A 17,137-nucleotide genomic window follows, 5' to 3' on the forward strand; every position below is an offset into this window, starting at 1 on the left:
GTCAGCGCGCATCTTGCCGGGCCAGGGCTTGCGCTCGTCGCTCTCGTAGCCGATGAACTACTATGGTTTCTGCGGCAACGGTGGCAAGGACACGACACCGGCCGAACTGCAAATACGGGAGAACTACTCATGGACATGAAGGGCAGCGAAACGATCAACGCGCCGATCGACGTGGTATGGGCGGCGCTGAACGATCCGGAAATCCTGCGCCAGTGCATTCCCGGCTGCGAGGAATTGCAGAAGCTGTCCGACACCGAAATGACGGCGGTGGTGGTGCTGAAGATCGGGCCGGTCAAGGCTCGTTTCGAGGGTGCGGTGCAGCTTTCCAATCTCAATCCGCCGAACTCTTATACGATATCGGGTGAAGGCAAGGGCGGGGTGGTGGGCTTTGCCAAGGGCGGCGCGGACGTCTCGCTTGAAGCACAAGGGTCAGAGACGGTCCTCACCTATGTCGTCAAGGCGGATGTCGGCGGCAAGATCGCGCAGCTCGGCGCGCGGCTGATCGATTCCACCGCCAAGAAGCTGGCCGGCCAGTTCTTTTCGAGCTTTGGGGAAAAGGTCGGCGCAGGCGCTGCGGTCTGAACTCAAGACGTTTCAGACCGATAAAAGAACTATGCGGCGCGCTCGTCGGGCACGCCTGATCTCCATACATCATTTCATGCGGGACATGGCCGAGGGAACTCGGAAGCGGGGTTACGAATTATCCCGGCACGATCATGAATATGGAGATTTGCAATGTATAACATTGTTTGGCTTGTCGGCGCGGTTGTCATCGTTCTGGCCGTTCTTTCCTTCTTCGGTCTGCGTTGATACTGTCCGTCGACGCATATCGTCAGATTTGTTCCGGCACCCTTGATATGCTCGTGGACTGCTCTGTCACATCTCTGTCGCATGCACCTGTTTCTGTGGCCGAAAACCATAAGGACTCATGACCATGCCGATGGACCAACACGACCAGCTCGAGCGCATCAAGGCCGAGATCGCCGACAGCTTCGATGAAGAGCTGGAAATGCAGCTTGACGAGGATCGTCTTGACGAACTCGTCGTCGAGGGGATGACCGAACCGGCCGAGCCGACGCTGGAGCGCAAGGTCTATTTCCGCGAACTGTTCCGGCTGCAGCATGAACTGGTAAAGCTGCAGGATTGGGTCCAGCACCAGAAGCTCAAGGTCGTGGTGATCTTCGAAGGCCGCGATTCCGCCGGCAAGGGCGGCGCCATCAAGCGCGTCACCCAGCGGCTCAATCCGCGCGTCTGCCGCGTCGTCGCGCTGCCCGCGCCGACCGAGCGCGAGCGGGACCAATGGTATTTCCAGCGCTATGCCGCCCACCTGCCGACTGCCGGTGAAATGGTGCTGTTCGACCGCAGCTGGTACAATCGCGCCGGCGTCGAACGCGTCATGGGCTTCTGCACCCAGGACGAACTCGAGGAATTCTTCCGCTCGGTACCCGAATTCGAGCGCATGCTGGTGCGCTCCGGCATCATCCTGATCAAATACTGGTTCTCGATCACCGACGAGGAGCAGGAATTCCGCTTCCAGATGCGCATCCATGATCCGCTCAAGCAGTGGAAGCTCTCGCCGATGGATATGGAGAGCCGCAAGCACTGGGAAGACTATACCAAGGCCAAGGAAGAGATGCTGGCCCGCACCCATACCCCGGAAGCGCCGTGGTGGGTGGTCGAGGCTGTCGACAAGAAGAAGGCACGGCTGAACTGCATTGCCCATCTCCTGGCGCAGATTCCGTACCAGGATGTGCCCAAGTCGCCGGTCGAGCTTCCCGAACGCATCCGGCATTCGGACTATCAGCGCCATGAAGTGCCCGATGAGATGTATGTTCCTGACGTCTACTGAACGGTTCAGATTTGCTTGTTGAGTAATGCCCCGCTGCGGATTTCCCGGCGGGGCATTTCTTTTTGGAGTGAGGGCCATGCGGTCATCGGACCGCACGGCTTCTTCAATATCAGAGGTCGAAGTAGTCCGCCTTCATGGCCATCTTGTCGTCGAGATGGATCAAGAAATCGGCCTTGCCGTTGCCATCCGTGTCACCCTGGATCCATGTGCCGTTCTTGTCGGTGACATAGCGAAGCTCGCCGGCCTTGTCGTGGAAGTCCTTGGTGCCGATGAACTTGAAGGCCTGGTCGTCGACCAGAACCGAGTTGGCATCGACGTCCGTGAGATCGAGCAGGTCGCCTTCCCTGGCTTTGAAATCGAAGATCGTATCCGCGGTCGCCTTGGTGCCGCCGGTATCGCCGGTTGCGAAGAGGAAGGTGTCCGCGCCGCGTCCGCCGGTCATCTCATCCACGCCCGCGCCACCGAAGATCATGTCGTCGCCCGACCAACCGGTGAAGGTGTCGTCGCCGGCACCCAGCATGATGTCGCCCACGACATTCGAGCCCTTGGAGAAGGTCACGGTGTCATCGCCGCCACCCATGGTGATATCGCCGAGGATGGTGCCGGAATTGGTCAGCGTGTCGTTCTGTTCGCCGACGATGACGATCGCGCCGCCATCGAGGCCCTGGATGATGCCCTGGTTGTTGATCGTCACCGCGCCAGGTGCGGCGCCTTCCGAGCTGTCATCGATCTGGATGGCGCGCTGCACGGAGAAGATCACACCGCCGAGATGGTTGTTGATCGTGCCGCCGCCGGCCGCGATGCCCTCGGCGTGGTTGGTGCCGCCGTCATGCTCGCCCGCCGCGCCCATGCCGCCGACGAAGCCGTAATTGTCCAGCATCAGCAGGCCATCGGCGTCGATGGCATCGCCGTCCGAGTCTTCATAGGTGCGGGAATTGCCCAGGATGACGCCGCGATTGACCACGGTCAGGATTGCGTCCTCGAGGTCGGCCGGATCGTCGGGGTTGTTGTCGAAGTTCAGGCCGGCGCCGTTGCGGGCCGAGATGACGCCGCCGACGGCATTGTTAACGGTCGCACCGATATCGCCGGTGATGCCGTGGCGCGAGCCTTCGATGATGCCGCCCGCGAGGTTGTTGATGACGTTGTTGGTGCCTTCGCCGAGATCGATCGCGTCTCCGCCGGTTTCCACGGGTTCGCCGTCCGGGCCTACGATGTCGCCGGCGGAAATGATCTTGCCGGCATTGTTGAGCGTGAGGTTGGAGGCATCCTTGATGATATCCGAGCCAGGATCGTCCTGGGTCATCACGCCGGTGGCGTGGTTGTTGACGATGAAGGTCGCACCAGCGGTCGAGAGTTCGAGCGCGTTCTTGTCGCGGCCCGTCATCAGACCATCATTGTTGATGGTGACCGTCGAGCCGGCTGCGAGATCCTCGAACTTCACTTCGGCATCGACTGTGGCGCCGAGCGAATTGTTGAAGATCAGCGTGCCTGTCGGCAGTGTGTTGCCGAGTTCGAAGGCCTGGTCGTCGCCATCGGTGATGAAGCCATTGTTGGTAAAAGTGACCGCGGTGCCGGTGCCGGTCCAGGTGACGGCGGGACCGGTGGAGACGTCGAGAATATCGCCCGCTGCGAGCGTGATATTATCGTTTCCGGTAAGGATGATCGGAGTGGTAATTGTCGGCATGGCGTCCTCCTGGGTGGCTGGGCGGCGGGTGGAAATGAATTAAGTAAAAGCCGGACAGTTGAGCGCCGGCGAGCGGGACTTATGCGAAGTGAGTGTGACGCGCCGATTACAGTTTTGTGTCGGGCGTATGACTGCGCTCCGCCCCCTGATAACGCGGAAAGTCAGCAATATTTGTCAGCCCGGTTTGTGGGATGTTGCCTTTCGCCAAAAGGGAGATCATCCAATGCTTATGAAGACCAACGACAACCGGCATAGTTACACCGCGCGGATCGGCCGCGTGGTGGATTACCTGCACGACCACCTGGAGGACGAGCTCAATCTCGACCTGTTGGCCGATGTCGCGGCGATGTCGCGCTGGCACTGGCACCGGGTCTATACCGCGATGCAGGGCGAGACCGTGGCGGCGACGGTGCGACGGCTGAGGCTGTCGCGCGCCGCCGACCGGCTGGCCAATTCCGACGCCGATCTTGGCGATATCGCAAAGCGGGCGGGATACACGACGGCGGAAGCATTCGGGCGGGCATTCAAGCAATCCTACGGCATGACGCCGGGCGCCTATCGCGAGGGCGGCAGCCACGCACTGTTCAAGGCCGCCAACCGGGCGAGCGACGCATCCGGTTTCCCCGTCGAGATCGTGATCCTGCCGGCCGAGCGCTGCGTTGCCGTGCCACACAAGGGCTCGTACATGCAGATCAGCCGCGCCTTCGAGCAGCTTTTCGCTGCCGCCGGCCCGGCAGGTCTCGTCACGCGCCAGTCACGCATGATCGGCGTCTATTATGACGATCCCTATGCTGTGGGCGAAGATGAACTGCGCTCGGCTGCCTGCCTGCCGCTCGATGAAGGCAGGGCGGTGCCCAACGATTTCGAGGTGATCAAGACGAGGGGCGGCGCCTATGCGAAGCTCTCATACAAAGGCCCCTACGCCGACATGCGCGACGCCTATCGCTGGCTGATGGGCGTCTGGCTGCCGGCATCCGGACACGAGGCGGCTGATGGGCCGATGCTGGAGGAATATCTCAACAGCCCGGCTGAAGTGGCGCCGCCGGACCTGCGCACCGATATCTTCCTGCCGATCGAGGTTTGAGATGCAGCCGATGCCGGAGAATGTCGAAGCCGCATTCCAGGCCTTTCCGCCAGAGGTGCGGCATCGGCTCGCCGAAATACGCGCGATGATATCAGACGTTGCCGCCGACGATCCGCGTATTGGGACCGTCACCGAGACGCTGAAGTGGGGCGAGCCGGCCTATCTGACGGAGGCGACCGGAAGCGGCAGCACGATCCGCCTCGGCTGGCCGCGGAAGAGGCCGGATCGCGCGGCGATCTATTTCATCTGTCACACGACGCTGGTGGATTCATTCCGCGAGAGATTTGGCGGCATGTTCGAATACGAGACCAATCGCGCTGTGCTGCTGCCGGTGACAGGCGATATCGACCGGGCGCCGCTCGAATTCATGCTGGCGATGGCGCTGGCTTATCACTTGCGACCGCGGGGCGTCTGAGCAAGAGCTCGTCCGAAGCAGGGCCCGAACGGAATCGTGGCGCGGACATTGCTGACCGCGCCACGAAAGAAAGGTCTTATGCTGCGGCCGAAGCGGAGCCCGACAACGGAACTTCCGAAATGGTTTTCAGAACAGCAGAAGCGATCTGGTAGGGGTCGCCTTGGGAGTTCGGGCGGCGATCTTCCAAATAGCCCTTATAGTCGTTCTTGATGAACGAGTGCGGCACGCGGATCGAAGCGCCACGGTCGGCAACGCCATAGGAGAACTTGTTCCACGGGGCGGTTTCGTGCTTGCCGGTCAGGCGCTTGTCGTTGTCCGGACCGTAGACGGCGATGTGCTCCATCAGGTTCTTGTCGAACTGGGCCATCAACGCTTCGAAATAGGCCTTGCCGCCGACGGTGCGCATATATTCGGTCGAGAAGTTGCAATGCATGCCCGAGCCGTTCCAGTCGGTGTCGCCGAGCGGCTTGCAATGATACTCGATGTCGATGCCGTACTTCTCGGTCAGGCGCTGCAGCAGGTAGCGCGCCATCCAGATTTCGTCGGCGGCTTTCTTGGAGCCCTTGCCGAATACCTGGAATTCCCACTGGCCCTTGGCCACTTCGGCATTGATGCCTTCGTGGTTGATGCCGGCTTCGAGGCAGAGGTCGAGATGCTCTTCGACGATCTCGCGGGCGATGTCGCCAACGTTGGAATAGCCGACGCCGGTGTAGTAGGGGCCCTGCGGTGCGGGATAGCCATGCTCGGGGAAGCCGAGCGGACGGCCGTCCTTATAGAAGAAGTATTCCTGCTCGAAGCCGAACCATGTGCCTTCGTCATCGAGGATGGTCGCGCGGGCGTTGGAGGCGTGCGGCGTGACGCCATCGGGCATCATGACTTCGCACATGACGAGGACGCCATTGGTGCGGGCCGGATCGGGATAAAGCGCAACCGGCTTCAGCACGCAATCCGAGCTGCGGCCTTCGGCCTGCATGGTCGAGGAGCCGTCGAAGCCCCAGAAGGGAAGCTGCTCGAGTGTCGGGAAGGCATCGAATTCCTTGATCTGCGTCTTGCCGCGCAGGTTCGGTACCGGGGTATAGCCATCGAGCCAGATGTACTCGAGCTTGTATTTCGTCATTTCAGACCTCTCATAGGTATAGTGGAAGCCTCCCTGGCTCCCCATCTATTTCTTGTTGAACATGATCTCTTCCGAAAACCGGTGCCGGGATCACATTCGAGCCGCCGGACAAGCCGGCTTCCATGGGCCGCATAAGATGATGCATGTGGCGTGCCAGTTGGCCCGGGTGCGGCATTCTGTCCGGGCATTTTCGGGAATTGCGTGATTTCGAGGCAGTTTCCTCGCCTGCTCGTTGCCGCTGCAAACGCTGGCTGCATAAGCGGATAAAAATACTGCCTATATTTTAGGCAATATGAATTTTTTTTGTGCAATTGGAAACGAAATAGTGTATGTATTCGTTGGGCGGCACAAAACGGATGTCACCATTGCCCGGAGGCGATTTGAAAATGATGATGAATAAGAAGCGTGAAAGCGCCCAGATCATACAGTTTCCCACCAATGCGCGCATGGCCGCGCGACGCGATCAGATGGCCGCGCAACTCGATAACAGAATGATCGAGGCGCTCGAGCCGGCTTGGTATCACGTGGACGCGATGCGCGAGACCACGAACCAGCCCAAGCACTGAATTCGCTCTTCCCTAATGGAAGTTCCGGCCTTTCGGCATGACCTTTGCCGCAGGCTTGTAGCTGAGATCGTGCCTGACATTACGTGGGTGTGATCGACTGTCCGCCTCGACCGGGCGGCGGACTTCATCGGCATTGATGGCGGCTATTTCGAATTCGCTGCCCGACAGTTTCGCCAGCATGGGGCTATAATCATGCAGCCGTTCCGCGACGACGTGAACCACTTCCCCTTCTTTCTGGACAATACCATCGACGGCGCAGAGCCGCGCGCCCAGCACTTCCGGCCGGAAGCGTTCAAAGATCCTCGTCCAGACAACGATATTGGCAACATGCGTCTCGTCCTGCAGCGTCATGAAAATGACGCCGGAGGCCGTGCCCGGTCTCTGACGCACGAGAACAAGACCCGCGACGCGGACACGTTTTCCGTTTGGAATGTTTACGAGCTCCTCGGCAGCGATTGCGCCCCGCGCCCTGAATTCATCCCGCAGCAGAGCCACCGGATGGTTCTTCAATGAAAGTCCGAGCGTACGGTAATCCTCCACGACATGTTCGCCGATAAGCATAGACGGCAGCATAAAATCGGGTTCCAGATTGTATGCTTTGGGCCTGGAAAGCAGCGGCAGATCCTCCTGGCCGCCGACCTGGTTCAGGCCCCGGGCAGCCCAGAGTGCATCGCGGCGCTGTAGCCCCAAGGAGCGGAAACAATCGGCATCGGCGAGCCGCTCGATTGTCGAGGCATCGAGCCCGCCCCGCAGCCAGACGTCACGCACGGAATCATAGCCCGCGCCGCGATTGGCGACAAAGGTGTTGATCTCCTCCTCTCGTAGACCTTTGATCTGCCGGAAACCGAGCCGGAGGGCATGATGGGACTGGATCATATAGGTCATGGAGATGTGGCGTTTATGCAGGTTCTCAGCCGCGACCTGTCCTTCTTCAAGACTATTGTCCCACGTTGAGTGATTAACATCTGGAGGCCGGGTCTCGACCCCGTGCTCGACCGCATCGCGGACGATTTCGGCTGGCGCATAAAAGCCCATCGGCTGGGCGTTGAGGAGTGCTGCCGCGAAGATGTCCGGGTAATGGCATTTCAACCAGGACGAGGCATAGACCAGCAGCGCGAAACTTGCGGCATGACTCTCTGGGAAGCCGTATTCGCCAAAACCTTCGATCTGTTTGAAACAGGCTTCTGCGAATTCGCGCTCATATTTATTGGATATCATGCCTTCGATGAACTTATCCTTCAATTGATTGATCGTTCCGACCCGCCGGAAGGTGGCCATGGCACGCCTAAGCTTATCGGCTTCCGGCGGCGAAAAGCCTGCTCCGACGATGGCGATCTGCATGGCCTGCTCTTGGAACAGCGGCACGCCGAGTGTGCGTTCGAGAACGGCTTCGAGAGCTTTAGAAGGATATGTGACCTCCTCAATACCCTGTCTGCGCTTGAGATAGGGATGCACCATGCCCCCTTGGATCGGCCCAGGCCGGACGATCGCCACTTCGATAACGAGATCATAGAATTTTTCCGGCCTTAGCCGAGGCAGCATCGACATCTGAGCCCGGCTTTCCACCTGAAAGACGCCGATCGAATCCGCACGGCAAAGCATTCCATAGACTGCCGGATCCTCTTTCGGCAGAGTGGCAAGGTCGAGTGTCTTCTTCTCCGGCGACCAATCCGGATAGGTCGCATTGACCATATCGAAGGCCTTGCGCAGGCAAGTGAGCATGCCGAGCGCCAGCATATCGACCTTCAGGATATTGAGGACCTGCAGGTCGTCCTTGTTCCATTCGACGACAATGCGATCATCCATGCGGGCATTCTGGATTGGGACGATCTCGTCGAGATTGTCATTTGTGATGACAATACCACCGACATGCTGAGAGAGATGGCGCGGGAAATCCTTGAGTTCCTCCACCAGTCGCAGGCAGGTCACCAGCTTCTTGTCGTCGAGATCGAGGCCGAGCGCTTTGAGATCTTCCTTCTTGATGCCTTTCGACCACCAATGCAGCGTGCGCGAGATCGCCATGATCCGATCCTCGGAATAGCCGAAGGCCTTGGCGACATCTCTCAGCGCACTGCGCTGACGATAGCAGATCAAGGTCGAGGTTAGGGCAGACCGTCTGGCGCCATACTTCTTGAAAACATATTGGATTACTTCCTCACGCTCTTCGTGTTCGAAATCGATGTCGATGTCTGGCGGTTCATTTCGCTCGGTCGAAATGAAGCGGTCGAAGAGAAGAGTGTTTTTCGCGGGGTTCACTTCAGTGACTTCAAGGCAATAGCAGATCGACGAATTGGCGGCGGAGCCACGCCCCTGGCAAAGGATATTCTTTTCATATCGGGCAAACCGCACGATATCGGCAACAGTGAGAAAATATGCCGCGTATTTGAGGTCTCTGACAATTTCGAGTTCGCGTTCGAGGGATGTCCGCACGCCATCCGGAATACCGTCGGGATAGCGCTTTGCCGCACCCTTCCAGGTCATGTCCTCGAGTGCTGCCTGGGCATTCGGATAGCCTTCCACCAGTTCCAGCGGATAATTGAACTTCAGGTCATCCAGCGAGAATCCAAGCCTGCTCGCGAACCTGACAGTCTCGGCCACGGCTCCCGGTGCCATTTTGTAGAGCCGTTCCATTTCCTCTGCCGGCTTCAGATGCCGTTCTGCATTGGCGGCGAGCAGCCGTCCCGCTTCATCGAGCGTGGTTCCTTCCCGGATGCAGGTCATGACATCGAGCAGTGCGCGGCGTTCCGGCACATGGCAATGCGGTTCCGTGGTGGCGATGAGGCGGGCGCCGGTCGAAAATGCGAGATCGCTCAGAAGCCTGAGACGGCGGTGATCCTCGCCGTCGAATATGAAGCGCGCGGCAAGCCAGACTATGCGACATTTCGCCTGAACGGCCTGGAGCGTCGCGCGCAGCGTTTCGTCGGGCAGAGCACCGGTTTGCATGTCGGGGATGACGATGGCGCGCTGGCCTTCGGCATGGTCGAGGAAATCGGAGAAATCCAGAAAGCATTCACCCTTCGGCGCACGGCGATTGCCGATCGTGAGCAACCGGGTCAGCCGCCCATAAGCCTCCCGGTCCTTGGGATAGACGACGATATCCGGCGTGCCGTCGCGGAAAACCAGCCTTGCGCCGATCGCGAGCTTGACGCTGTGGCTCTTTCCTTCCTTCTTCGCCTCGGCATACATTTCCTTGGCTTTGGCATGGGCCCGTACCACGCCGGCAAGCGTGTTGCGGTCGGCTATGCCAATGCCTGCATATTCGAACTCCCAGGCGCGCTCGACGAATTCTTCGGGATGCGATGCAGCCCGGAGAAAAGAAAAATTGGTGGTCGTGCAGAGTTCGAAAAACCGGCTCATGGGAAAAGCCCGTGCAGGTACCATTGCGGCGTGACGCCGTTTCGGGGGCCTTCGCTGTAGAGCCAGAAGCGACGCCCTTCCTTGTCCTCGACCCGGTAATAATCGCGCGCGCGATCGTCCGGCGCGCGCAGCCAATTGGGTGCGACGCGTTCAGGACCTTCGGCGCGCACGATGTCATGAGGAATGCGCCGCCAGGTGAAGCGCTTGGGCGGCCCATCCGGCATGGGGGAAATGGCATCGACCGGCTGGGCCTTGCGAAACAGGGTGAGGGGCCGGCGGACCACGCCGTCTTCCGCGAGACGAATCTGGTTTGCGGCAACGGGCATCTTGACCCACCGGTTGGCCCGTTCGGGCGCATGGACGAGCCGGATCGAGGGGCGGCCGATGCTGGTATCACCGAGCCGGATCCCGAGGCGATCGATCAGTCGTGTTTCGGCTTCCGCATCGCGCAAGGATACGGGCGCGAGATCGATCGGCCGCAACACGATCGGCATGATTTCATAGGCTTCGAGCCGGAGCGCATCGAAGCCGAATTCCGCATTTAGCGCCTCCGGCGTCAGGGCTAGCCGTTCGCCCAGCAGCCTCGTGACGATCGTGGGATCGTTTTCCGCCCGGCTGAGGCCGAGTTCCAGTTCCCGCGTCCGGTTATCGACACCGAATAGATTGAGACGGAAGAGCCCTGCGCCAGCGCCGTTTTCTGAAAGCCTGCCGCAAAGCTCGCTGCACAGCGCCCCGGTCACCGTCATCACGGCTTCCATGCTGAGGATCGGTTCGACGAGGCGTCTGAGCGCAAATTGTTCCGGCGGCGGGCGGCGAGGGGAGAGTGCTTCCCGCGCCAGGCCGAGTGCCTGATCGAGCCGCAGCATGGCATTCTTGCCTGCCCGCGCCGAGAAAGGCTTGCGCGGCGCATCGATGATCTGGCCGATCGTCTCCAAGCCGAGCCGTCGCAGCAGCGAGACGGCTTCCGGCACCAGCCGGAGCGCGGTGACGGGAAGCGGCGAGAGGGCCTCGCGCAGGTTCTCCCCTTCCACCGGGTGGCAATGGCCGGCACGCGACAGCGCCCATGCGGCGCCGGATGTCGGCGCAATCGCGGTCCTGGATATGAAACCCTGTCGCGAAAGCCGCTTGCCGATATCGGACAGCACGGCTGTCTCGCCGCCGAAGAGATGCGCGCAGCCGGTTATGTCGATCAGCAGGCCATGCGGCGGGTCCTTGACGACGATAGGCGAATAGCGGTCGCACCAGGCCGCGATCTGGTCGAGGAGGAGTGCATCGGCCTCTTCGTCGGCCTCGCATGCCGTGAGGTCCGGCCGGATCGAGCGCGCATCTGCGAGCGGCATGCCGACCTTGAGGCCGGCGGCGGAGGCCCGGCGGTCGAGCGAGGTGATGGTGTAGGCGTTGCCCTGCTTGGCATAGACGACGAGCGGGATGCCGTCAGGCACTTTGCGGGATCGGATCAGCCGGTCGCAGGGGAGCCTCGGGAGCCACACCGCCATCCAGCGTGAGCTCGTGCCGTTTTTCCATGAGGTGGAAAGCATGATCGTGAATGCTCCAGCGAAGATTGAAATCAAGATTGTGAGGCCCGGTGCGATTGCGGGCCAGGTGAACGGAAAAGCTGGGGGCACCAAGTTCCTCCTCCTCCGCTTCGCTCGGTGCCGCCGCAACCCGCCAGCGAGCGCGGGCGGCGCTCGATCCGGCCGCATCGAGCCTGAGCAGCAGACATCGGGTTCGGTAATGCTCGGCCATCAGCAGCAGCCGGCGTGTTTCGGTCAGGCCGACGCCCCTTTTCGAGGGTGTGATGGCGCAGAGCGCGATGATGCCCGGCGTCGAAAGTGCCTGTTCGGTGGCCCAGAGAGCCTCTTTCTGCGATTGCGCCCGGACCAGCAGCAACCGGTCGAGCGGCATGCCGAACTGCGCCAAGCCCTCGGCATTGGGCAGGCCGTCCTCGAAGAAATCCTGCTCGGGCGCGGCCCAGAAAATCAGCCCGCCCTCGGATGCCATCAACGCCCAGGCGAGCGAAAAGCCGAGTGCCGAGACATGGTCGCCATAGGCCGCCGGCATCACCTCGACCAGCGGCGCCGGGGCGATCGAGGCTCTCAACCCTTCGAATGTCGTATCGGGCGGGGCCTTTTCGGTCACCCGCACCAAACGCAACGCCACTGGATCGAAAGAATGAGACATGTGGAAAAACTAGAACAAAAGAAGAACATTAGCAAGACTCGAATCCAGGAAAATAGAGTCATTACGGTAACTTGTTGGAATCCCGACGTGACTCGCGAAAATTGAGATGCCGTGATCGGACAACTGTCCTATGTTGCCGGAAACGATCTCAAAATCATGCGCCGAGGAAGCATCATGTCCGAACTGGAAATCCGCCGATCCATCATTGATCATTGCCGCCAGATGAACGCGACAGGGCTAAACCAGGGCACATCGGGCAATATCAGCGTGCGGCATGGCGACCGGATGCTGATCACGCCGAGTTCTATTCCCTATGACGAGATGGCGCCTGACATGATCGCGTCACTTTCGCTCGCCAGCACTGACGGTGCCTGGGATGGGCCGAAGAAGCCCTCCGTGGAATGGCGGTTCCACCTCGATATCATGCGCGCGCGGCCGGAGGTCAATTCGGTGGTGCATACGCATTCGACCTTCGCCACCATCCTCGCCATGGCGCGCAAGCCCATCCCCGCCTGCCACTACATGATCGCGGCCTTCGGCGGCAACGATGTCCGGGTGTGCAATTATGCGCGCTATGGAACCCAGGAACTGTCGGTCAACGTCTTGAAGGCGCTCGAAGGGCGCAGCGCCTGCCTGATGGCCAATCACGGCATGCTCACCACCGGTTCGAGCCTCGAAAAGGCCATGTGGGCGGCCGTGGAACTGGAGACCATCGCCAAGCAATATTATCATGCACTGCTGATCGGCGGGCCGGTCCTCCTGGCCGATGACGAGATCGCGGGTGTCGCCAAAAGCTTCGGCACCTATGGCCACCAGTCGATACGGGAAAAGGCAAGCGCCTGACCGGCTTGACGTTTTCGTCGCGTCCTCGTTAAGTCGCGCCAGAGACACGAGGGGAGCGCAATGCCGTCCAGCCCAAAGCCGCCGACACCGGAAGAGCTTCATCACCATGTCACCCAGATGGGCGGCCGCGACCCGCATGAGGAGCACCGGACGGCGACCTCGCTCGAACTGCTCTTCGACCTGACATTCGTCATCGCCTTCGGGCTGGCTGCCTCGCAATTTGCCCATGCCCTGGCCGAGGCACACTATTTCACCGCGCTCATCGGCTTCGGCTTCGCCTGCTTCGCCATATGCTGGGCCTGGATCAATTTCTCCTGGTTCGCCTCGGCCTACGATACCGACGACTGGATATTCCGTGTCGTCACCATGGTGCAGATGATAGGGGTCATCGTGCTCGCCATCGGCCTGCCGCGCATGTTCGCCTCGATCGAACATGGAGACAAGTTCGACAACGGCATCATGGTGCTGGGCTATGTCATCATGCGGGTGGCGCTGATCTTCCAGTGGCTGCGGGCCGCGAGGCAGGATCCGGCGCGCCGTCAGGCCTGCATGGCCTATGTGGTGGCAATCACCATCGCACAGATCGGCTGGATCGTGCTGATCTTCATCGATTTCTCGCTGCTGGTGACCTTCGTCATGGCGGCGGTCCTCGTGGTCATCGAGATGACCGGTCCCTACATCGCCGAAAGAAAGTTCGGCGGCACGCCGTGGCATGCGCATCACATCGCCGAGCGTTATGGCCTGCTGGCCATCATCGCGCTGGGCGAGGGCGTGGTCGGCACCGTGGCGAGCCTGTCGGCGGTGGTCGATGGCCAGGGCTGGACCATGGATGCGGGACTCGTCTGCATATCAGGCGTGGGGCTGACCTTCGCCATGTGGTGGATGTATTACACCATCCCGAGTGCCCATGTGCTGCATGTGCATCGCGAGCGCTCATTCGTCTGGGGCTATAGCCACATGATCATCTTCGCGGCGATCGTGGCGACGGGCGCGGGCCTGCATGTCGCGGCGTATTACATCGATCACAAGGCCCATATCGGGGCGGTGGCGACGCTATTGACTGTCGCCCTGCCGGTGCTGGTCTATGTCGGATCGATCTACGCACTCTATACCTACATGGTGCAGGAAGGCGATCGTTTCCACGTCTGGCTTATTGCCGCAACTTTGTTGGTCATCGCGGCCTCGGTCGCGGCTGCTGCGGCTGGTATCAATCTCACCTATGCGTTGATTATCCTGATGTTTGCGCCGATCGTCACCGTCGTGGGGTACGAATTTCTGGGCCACAGGCACCAAGCCGAAGCGCTGGAGCGCGATCTCGAGAAGAGTGGCACGGTGCACTGACGTAAGCGCGGCCGCCGAGGCAGCCGCGCAATGTTCATCCGTCCGGGATAAATCAGGCGATCTTTGGCGCCAGGCTGCCCGATTTGTAGCGCTTGGCCATTTCGGAGAGCGGCAGCACCTTGATCTTCTCCGCATTGCCTGCCGTGCCAAAGGCTTCGAACCTTTCGGCGCAGAGCTTCCGCATCGCCGCCATGGCAGGCGTCAGGTATTTGCGCGGATCGAATTCCGAGGGGTTCTCGGTCAGCACCTTGCGGATCGCGCCGGTCATTGCCATGCGGTTGTCGGTATCGATGTTGATCTTGCGCACGCCGTGCTTGATGCCGCGCTGGATCTCCTCAACCGGTACGCCCCAGGTCGGCTTCATCTGGCCGCCATACTTGTTGATGATCTCCTGCAGATCCTCGGGCACGGAGGACGAGCCATGCATGACGAGATGGGTATCCGGCAGGCGACGGTGGATTTCCTCGATGACGTTCATGGCGAGCACCGCGCCATCCGGCTTGCGGGAAAACTTGTAGGCGCCGTGGCTGGTGCCCATGGCGACGGCCAGCGCATCGACCTGGGTCTCGCGCACAAATTGCGAGGCCTGTTCGGGGTCGGTCAGCAACTGGTCATGGCTCAGCACGCCTTCGGCACCATGGCCGTCTTCCTGCTCGCCTTCGCCCGACTCGAGCGAGCCGAGCACGCCGATTTCACCCTCGACTGAAACACCGCCCCAATGGGCCATGTCGACAACGCGGCGGGTGATGCCGGCGTTATAGCCATAATCGGCCGGCGTCTTGCCGTCTTCCTTCAGAGAACCGTCCATCATCACGGAGGTGAAGCCGTGCTGCATGGCGGTCGCACAGGTGGCTTCGTTGTTGCCATGGTCGAGATGCATGCAGACCGGAATGTCGGGATGCAGCTCAACCAGCGCGTCGATCAGCTTGGCGAGCACGATGTCGTTGGCATAGGCGCGGGCGCCGCGGCTCGCCTGCAGGATCACCGGCGAGCGGGTCGCGGCCGCGGCCTCCATGATCGCGAGGCCCTGTTCCATGTTGTTGATATTGAATGCAGGAACGCCATAGCTGTGTTCCGCGGCGTGATCGAGCAATTGCCTGAGAGTGATACGCGCCATCCGAATTCCTTCCCTTTTTCGTTCCCGCCTTGAAGGCAGGTTCGGCACCGATGCGTGCCCTTGAGGGCCGCAGCTAGCGATATTGCCGCAACTTCGGGCGCGGTCAATGGCATCGCGCAGTTTCAATCGTTTAGCAAAATCAGGATGTTCAAATTTGGCGCCGGAGGCGCCGCCCATGTTCAGTTCGACGTGACTGCCGAATTGATCATGTAGCCCGCGCCGAGGGCGATGAGCCCGGCGTTGAAACCTGCGACCGATACGAGAAAGGTGTAAATCCCCGCGCCGGAGATCAGAAACGCCGCGAAGAAGGCGAGCGCGATCATGAACGATACGGCGATGACGGCAAAAGCCGATCGCAGCATCGCAGTAAACAGACCCGTGGCAAGCGCGGTCATGAAGATCATCGTGCCCTCCAGAGCAAACCTTACTATCGGGAGATTGCCTGAAACCTTCTAAGAAATCTTTGTGCCGATATGATGCAATTTAATGATCTACCGGATTTGCCATTTTCCCCCAGCGTATGAGTCATACGACTTTCCTCCAGGGAACAGGATGACCGATCGTGCCGCTAATGCAACCCGTAGGCGGTAATATAGCGGTGTAGTGCGGGATAAAATCGATTCAGTTGCATAGCGCGATATGAAATCGCGCCGCCCAAGGACGCCCTTGGTTAAGAAAGTATGAATATTCGCCGGGTGATTCGCGGCTCTTGAAAAGCAAAAAGGGCGCGGCAGGAATGCCGCGCCCTATCTGCTGGATTTCCGTGTCACTCAGACCATGGCGCCCGGACCGGGCACGGCGCCCGGCGGCACCTTGCCGAGGATGATCATGCCGAGCACCTCGTCCTTGGTCACATCCTGGGTCCGCGCATAGCCGACGACCTTGCCATTCTTCATCACCGACACGCGATCGGCGAGGTCGAAGACGTCATGGATATCGTGGCTGATCAGGAAGATGCCGATGCCGTCCGCCTTGAGTTGCTTGATCAGTTCTCCGACCTGGGCCGTCTCCTGCGGTCCGAGCGCTGCCGTCGGCTCGTCCATGATCAGGATGCGCGCGTTGAACATGATCGCGCGGGCGATCGCCACCGATTGCCGCTGACCGCCGGAGAGAGCCTTTACCGGCTCCTTGAAGCGACGGAAGTTCGGGTTGAGGCGCCCCATCACCCTGCGGGCTTCGGCTTCCATCGCCACGTCGTCGAGCGTGCCCCACTTGGTGAGGATCTCGCGGCCGAGGAAAAGGTTGGCGGCGGCATCGACGTTATCGGCAAGACCGAGCGTCTGGTAGATGGTTTCGATGCCGTGGCGCTTGGCATGACGCGGATTGTTGATCTCGACCGTCTCGCCATTGATCAGGATATCGCCGTGGTCGCGCTGGTAGGCGCCGGAGAGAACCTTGATCAAGGTCGATTTGCCGGCGCCGTTATGGCCGAGAAGTGCCACCACTTCGCCGGGGAAGAGATCGACCGAGGCATGGTCGACCGCCTTGATGCCGCCGAAGGCGATCGAGACGTCACGCATTTCGACAAGCGGGGTGCCGGAGGGCTTCTGGTATGTTGCGACTGTTTCCATTTCGTTTCCCTC

Annotated in this window: 15 protein-coding genes; 7 read left to right on the plus strand and 8 right to left on the minus strand. The window is 60.4% G+C overall.

The features are described from left to right. The first annotated feature begins 129 nt into the window (after positions 1-129). The gene (locus ACSQ26_RS03170; protein ID WP_436006201.1) at positions 130-582 is read left to right on the plus strand and encodes an SRPBCC family protein; all 453 of its coding nucleotides are present in this window, start codon (positions 130-132) and stop codon (positions 580-582) included. A gap of 352 nt (positions 583-934) precedes the next feature. Continuing rightward, positions 935-1,849: a polyphosphate kinase 2 gene (gene ppk2, locus ACSQ26_RS03175; RefSeq protein WP_436006203.1), complete on the plus strand. Its 915-nt coding sequence runs from the start codon at positions 935-937 to the stop codon at positions 1,847-1,849. A 109-nt stretch (positions 1,850-1,958) separates the two neighbouring features. Here the strand turns inward: ppk2 and ACSQ26_RS03180 are convergent, their stop codons facing one another. Further along, positions 1,959-3,533 carry a hypothetical protein gene (locus ACSQ26_RS03180; RefSeq protein ID WP_436006205.1) on the minus strand — a complete coding sequence of 525 codons (1,575 nt, stop codon included), beginning with the start codon at positions 3,531-3,533 and terminating at the stop codon, positions 1,959-1,961. Between the two features lie 223 nt (positions 3,534-3,756). Here ACSQ26_RS03180 and ACSQ26_RS03185 point away from each other — a divergent pair, with 223 nt between their 5' ends. Both ACSQ26_RS03185 and ACSQ26_RS03190 read left to right on the plus strand, forming a co-directional pair. Continuing rightward, positions 3,757-4,617 (plus strand): AraC family transcriptional regulator, encoded by an 861-nt coding sequence (locus ACSQ26_RS03185; protein ID WP_436006207.1) that lies wholly within the window; start codon positions 3,757-3,759, stop codon positions 4,615-4,617. 1 nt (position 4,618) lies between these two features. Beyond that, positions 4,619-5,032 carry a DUF1801 domain-containing protein gene (locus tag ACSQ26_RS03190; protein ID WP_436006209.1) on the plus strand — a complete coding sequence of 138 codons (414 nt, stop codon included), beginning with the start codon at positions 4,619-4,621 and terminating at the stop codon, positions 5,030-5,032. A 76-nt stretch (positions 5,033-5,108) separates the two neighbouring features. On the opposite strand, the gene ACSQ26_RS03195 is transcribed toward ACSQ26_RS03190, so the two are convergent. Continuing rightward, a complete protein-coding gene (locus ACSQ26_RS03195; RefSeq protein WP_436006211.1) occupies positions 5,109-6,149 on the minus strand; it encodes a glutamine synthetase beta-grasp domain-containing protein in 1,041 nt (346 codons plus the stop codon). A 386-nt stretch (positions 6,150-6,535) separates the two neighbouring features. Between ACSQ26_RS03195 and ACSQ26_RS03200 the strand changes: the two genes are divergently transcribed. After that, on the plus strand, positions 6,536-6,715 hold the full coding sequence (locus ACSQ26_RS03200; protein ID WP_436006213.1) for a hypothetical protein: 180 nt from the start codon (positions 6,536-6,538) through the stop codon (positions 6,713-6,715). Between the two features lie 12 nt (positions 6,716-6,727). On the opposite strand, the gene ACSQ26_RS03205 is transcribed toward ACSQ26_RS03200, so the two are convergent. Genes ACSQ26_RS03205 through ACSQ26_RS03215 form a run of 3 tightly spaced genes read right to left on the minus strand, consistent with a single transcriptional unit; the run spans position 6,728 to position 12,253 of the window. Continuing rightward, the gene (locus ACSQ26_RS03205; protein WP_436006215.1) at positions 6,728-10,072 is read right to left on the minus strand and encodes an error-prone DNA polymerase; all 3,345 of its coding nucleotides are present in this window, start codon (positions 10,070-10,072) and stop codon (positions 6,728-6,730) included. Continuing rightward, a complete protein-coding gene (locus ACSQ26_RS03210) occupies positions 10,069-11,568 on the minus strand; it encodes a Y-family DNA polymerase (protein WP_436006217.1) in 1,500 nt (499 codons plus the stop codon). The genes ACSQ26_RS03205 and ACSQ26_RS03210 overlap by 4 nt, the downstream gene beginning before the upstream one ends. Next, positions 11,507-12,253: a hypothetical protein gene (locus tag ACSQ26_RS03215; protein WP_436006219.1), complete on the minus strand. Its 747-nt coding sequence runs from the start codon at positions 12,251-12,253 to the stop codon at positions 11,507-11,509. The genes ACSQ26_RS03210 and ACSQ26_RS03215 overlap by 62 nt, the downstream gene beginning before the upstream one ends. A gap of 174 nt (positions 12,254-12,427) precedes the next feature. On the opposite strand from ACSQ26_RS03215, the gene ACSQ26_RS03220 reads away from it, so the two are divergent. Next, the gene (locus ACSQ26_RS03220) at positions 12,428-13,096 is read left to right on the plus strand and encodes a class II aldolase/adducin family protein (protein ID WP_436006221.1); all 669 of its coding nucleotides are present in this window, start codon (positions 12,428-12,430) and stop codon (positions 13,094-13,096) included. 60 nt (positions 13,097-13,156) lie between these two features. Continuing rightward, complete coding sequence (locus tag ACSQ26_RS03225; protein ID WP_436006223.1) at positions 13,157-14,437, plus strand: low temperature requirement protein A; 1,281 nt, start codon at positions 13,157-13,159, stop codon at positions 14,435-14,437. 52 nt (positions 14,438-14,489) lie between these two features. On the opposite strand, the gene fba is transcribed toward ACSQ26_RS03225, so the two are convergent. The 3 genes from fba to ACSQ26_RS03240 form a co-directional block, all read right to left on the minus strand. Then, the gene (gene fba / locus ACSQ26_RS03230) at positions 14,490-15,554 is read right to left on the minus strand and encodes a class II fructose-bisphosphate aldolase (protein ID WP_436006225.1); all 1,065 of its coding nucleotides are present in this window, start codon (positions 15,552-15,554) and stop codon (positions 14,490-14,492) included. 179 nt (positions 15,555-15,733) lie between these two features. Continuing rightward, positions 15,734-15,958 carry a hypothetical protein gene (locus tag ACSQ26_RS03235; protein WP_436006227.1) on the minus strand — a complete coding sequence of 75 codons (225 nt, stop codon included), beginning with the start codon at positions 15,956-15,958 and terminating at the stop codon, positions 15,734-15,736. Between the two features lie 366 nt (positions 15,959-16,324). After that, positions 16,325-17,125: an ATP-binding cassette domain-containing protein gene (locus ACSQ26_RS03240; RefSeq protein ID WP_258157930.1), complete on the minus strand. Its 801-nt coding sequence runs from the start codon at positions 17,123-17,125 to the stop codon at positions 16,325-16,327. Positions 17,126-17,137: the final 12 nt, after the last annotated feature.

This window comes from Rhizobium sp. LjRoot254 (assembly GCF_964254105.1).
GTDB lineage: Bacteria > Pseudomonadota > Alphaproteobacteria > Rhizobiales > Rhizobiaceae > Rhizobium_E.

What these genes read in the sequence shown, in the direction of transcription:
- ACSQ26_RS03225 (WP_436006223.1), top strand. Translation starts at nt 13,157, where the DNA reads ATGCCGTCCAGCCCAAAGCCGCCGACACCGGAAGAGCTTCATCACCAT.
- fba (WP_436006225.1), bottom strand. Translation starts at nt 15,554, where the DNA reads ATGGCGCGTATCACTCTCAGGCAATTGCTCGATCACGCCGCGGAACAC.
- ACSQ26_RS03205 (WP_436006215.1), bottom strand. Translation starts at nt 10,072, where the DNA reads ATGAGCCGGTTTTTCGAACTCTGCACGACCACCAATTTTTCTTTTCTC.
- ACSQ26_RS03210 (WP_436006217.1), bottom strand. Translation starts at nt 11,568, where the DNA reads ATGGCGGTGTGGCTCCCGAGGCTCCCCTGCGACCGGCTGATCCGATCC.
- ACSQ26_RS03200 (WP_436006213.1), top strand. Translation starts at nt 6,536, where the DNA reads ATGATGATGAATAAGAAGCGTGAAAGCGCCCAGATCATACAGTTTCCC.
- ACSQ26_RS03180 (WP_436006205.1), bottom strand. Translation starts at nt 3,533, where the DNA reads ATGCCGACAATTACCACTCCGATCATCCTTACCGGAAACGATAATATC.
- ACSQ26_RS03215 (WP_436006219.1), bottom strand. Translation starts at nt 12,253, where the DNA reads ATGTCTCATTCTTTCGATCCAGTGGCGTTGCGTTTGGTGCGGGTGACC.
- ACSQ26_RS03235 (WP_436006227.1), bottom strand. Translation starts at nt 15,958, where the DNA reads ATGATCTTCATGACCGCGCTTGCCACGGGTCTGTTTACTGCGATGCTG.
- ppk2 (WP_436006203.1), top strand. Translation starts at nt 935, where the DNA reads ATGCCGATGGACCAACACGACCAGCTCGAGCGCATCAAGGCCGAGATC.
- ACSQ26_RS03190 (WP_436006209.1), top strand. Translation starts at nt 4,619, where the DNA reads ATGCAGCCGATGCCGGAGAATGTCGAAGCCGCATTCCAGGCCTTTCCG.
- ACSQ26_RS03195 (WP_436006211.1), bottom strand. Translation starts at nt 6,149, where the DNA reads ATGACGAAATACAAGCTCGAGTACATCTGGCTCGATGGCTATACCCCG.
- ACSQ26_RS03185 (WP_436006207.1), top strand. Translation starts at nt 3,757, where the DNA reads ATGCTTATGAAGACCAACGACAACCGGCATAGTTACACCGCGCGGATC.
- ACSQ26_RS03170 (WP_436006201.1), top strand. Translation starts at nt 130, where the DNA reads ATGGACATGAAGGGCAGCGAAACGATCAACGCGCCGATCGACGTGGTA.
- ACSQ26_RS03240 (WP_258157930.1), bottom strand. Translation starts at nt 17,125, where the DNA reads ATGGAAACAGTCGCAACATACCAGAAGCCCTCCGGCACCCCGCTTGTC.
- ACSQ26_RS03220 (WP_436006221.1), top strand. Translation starts at nt 12,428, where the DNA reads ATGTCCGAACTGGAAATCCGCCGATCCATCATTGATCATTGCCGCCAG.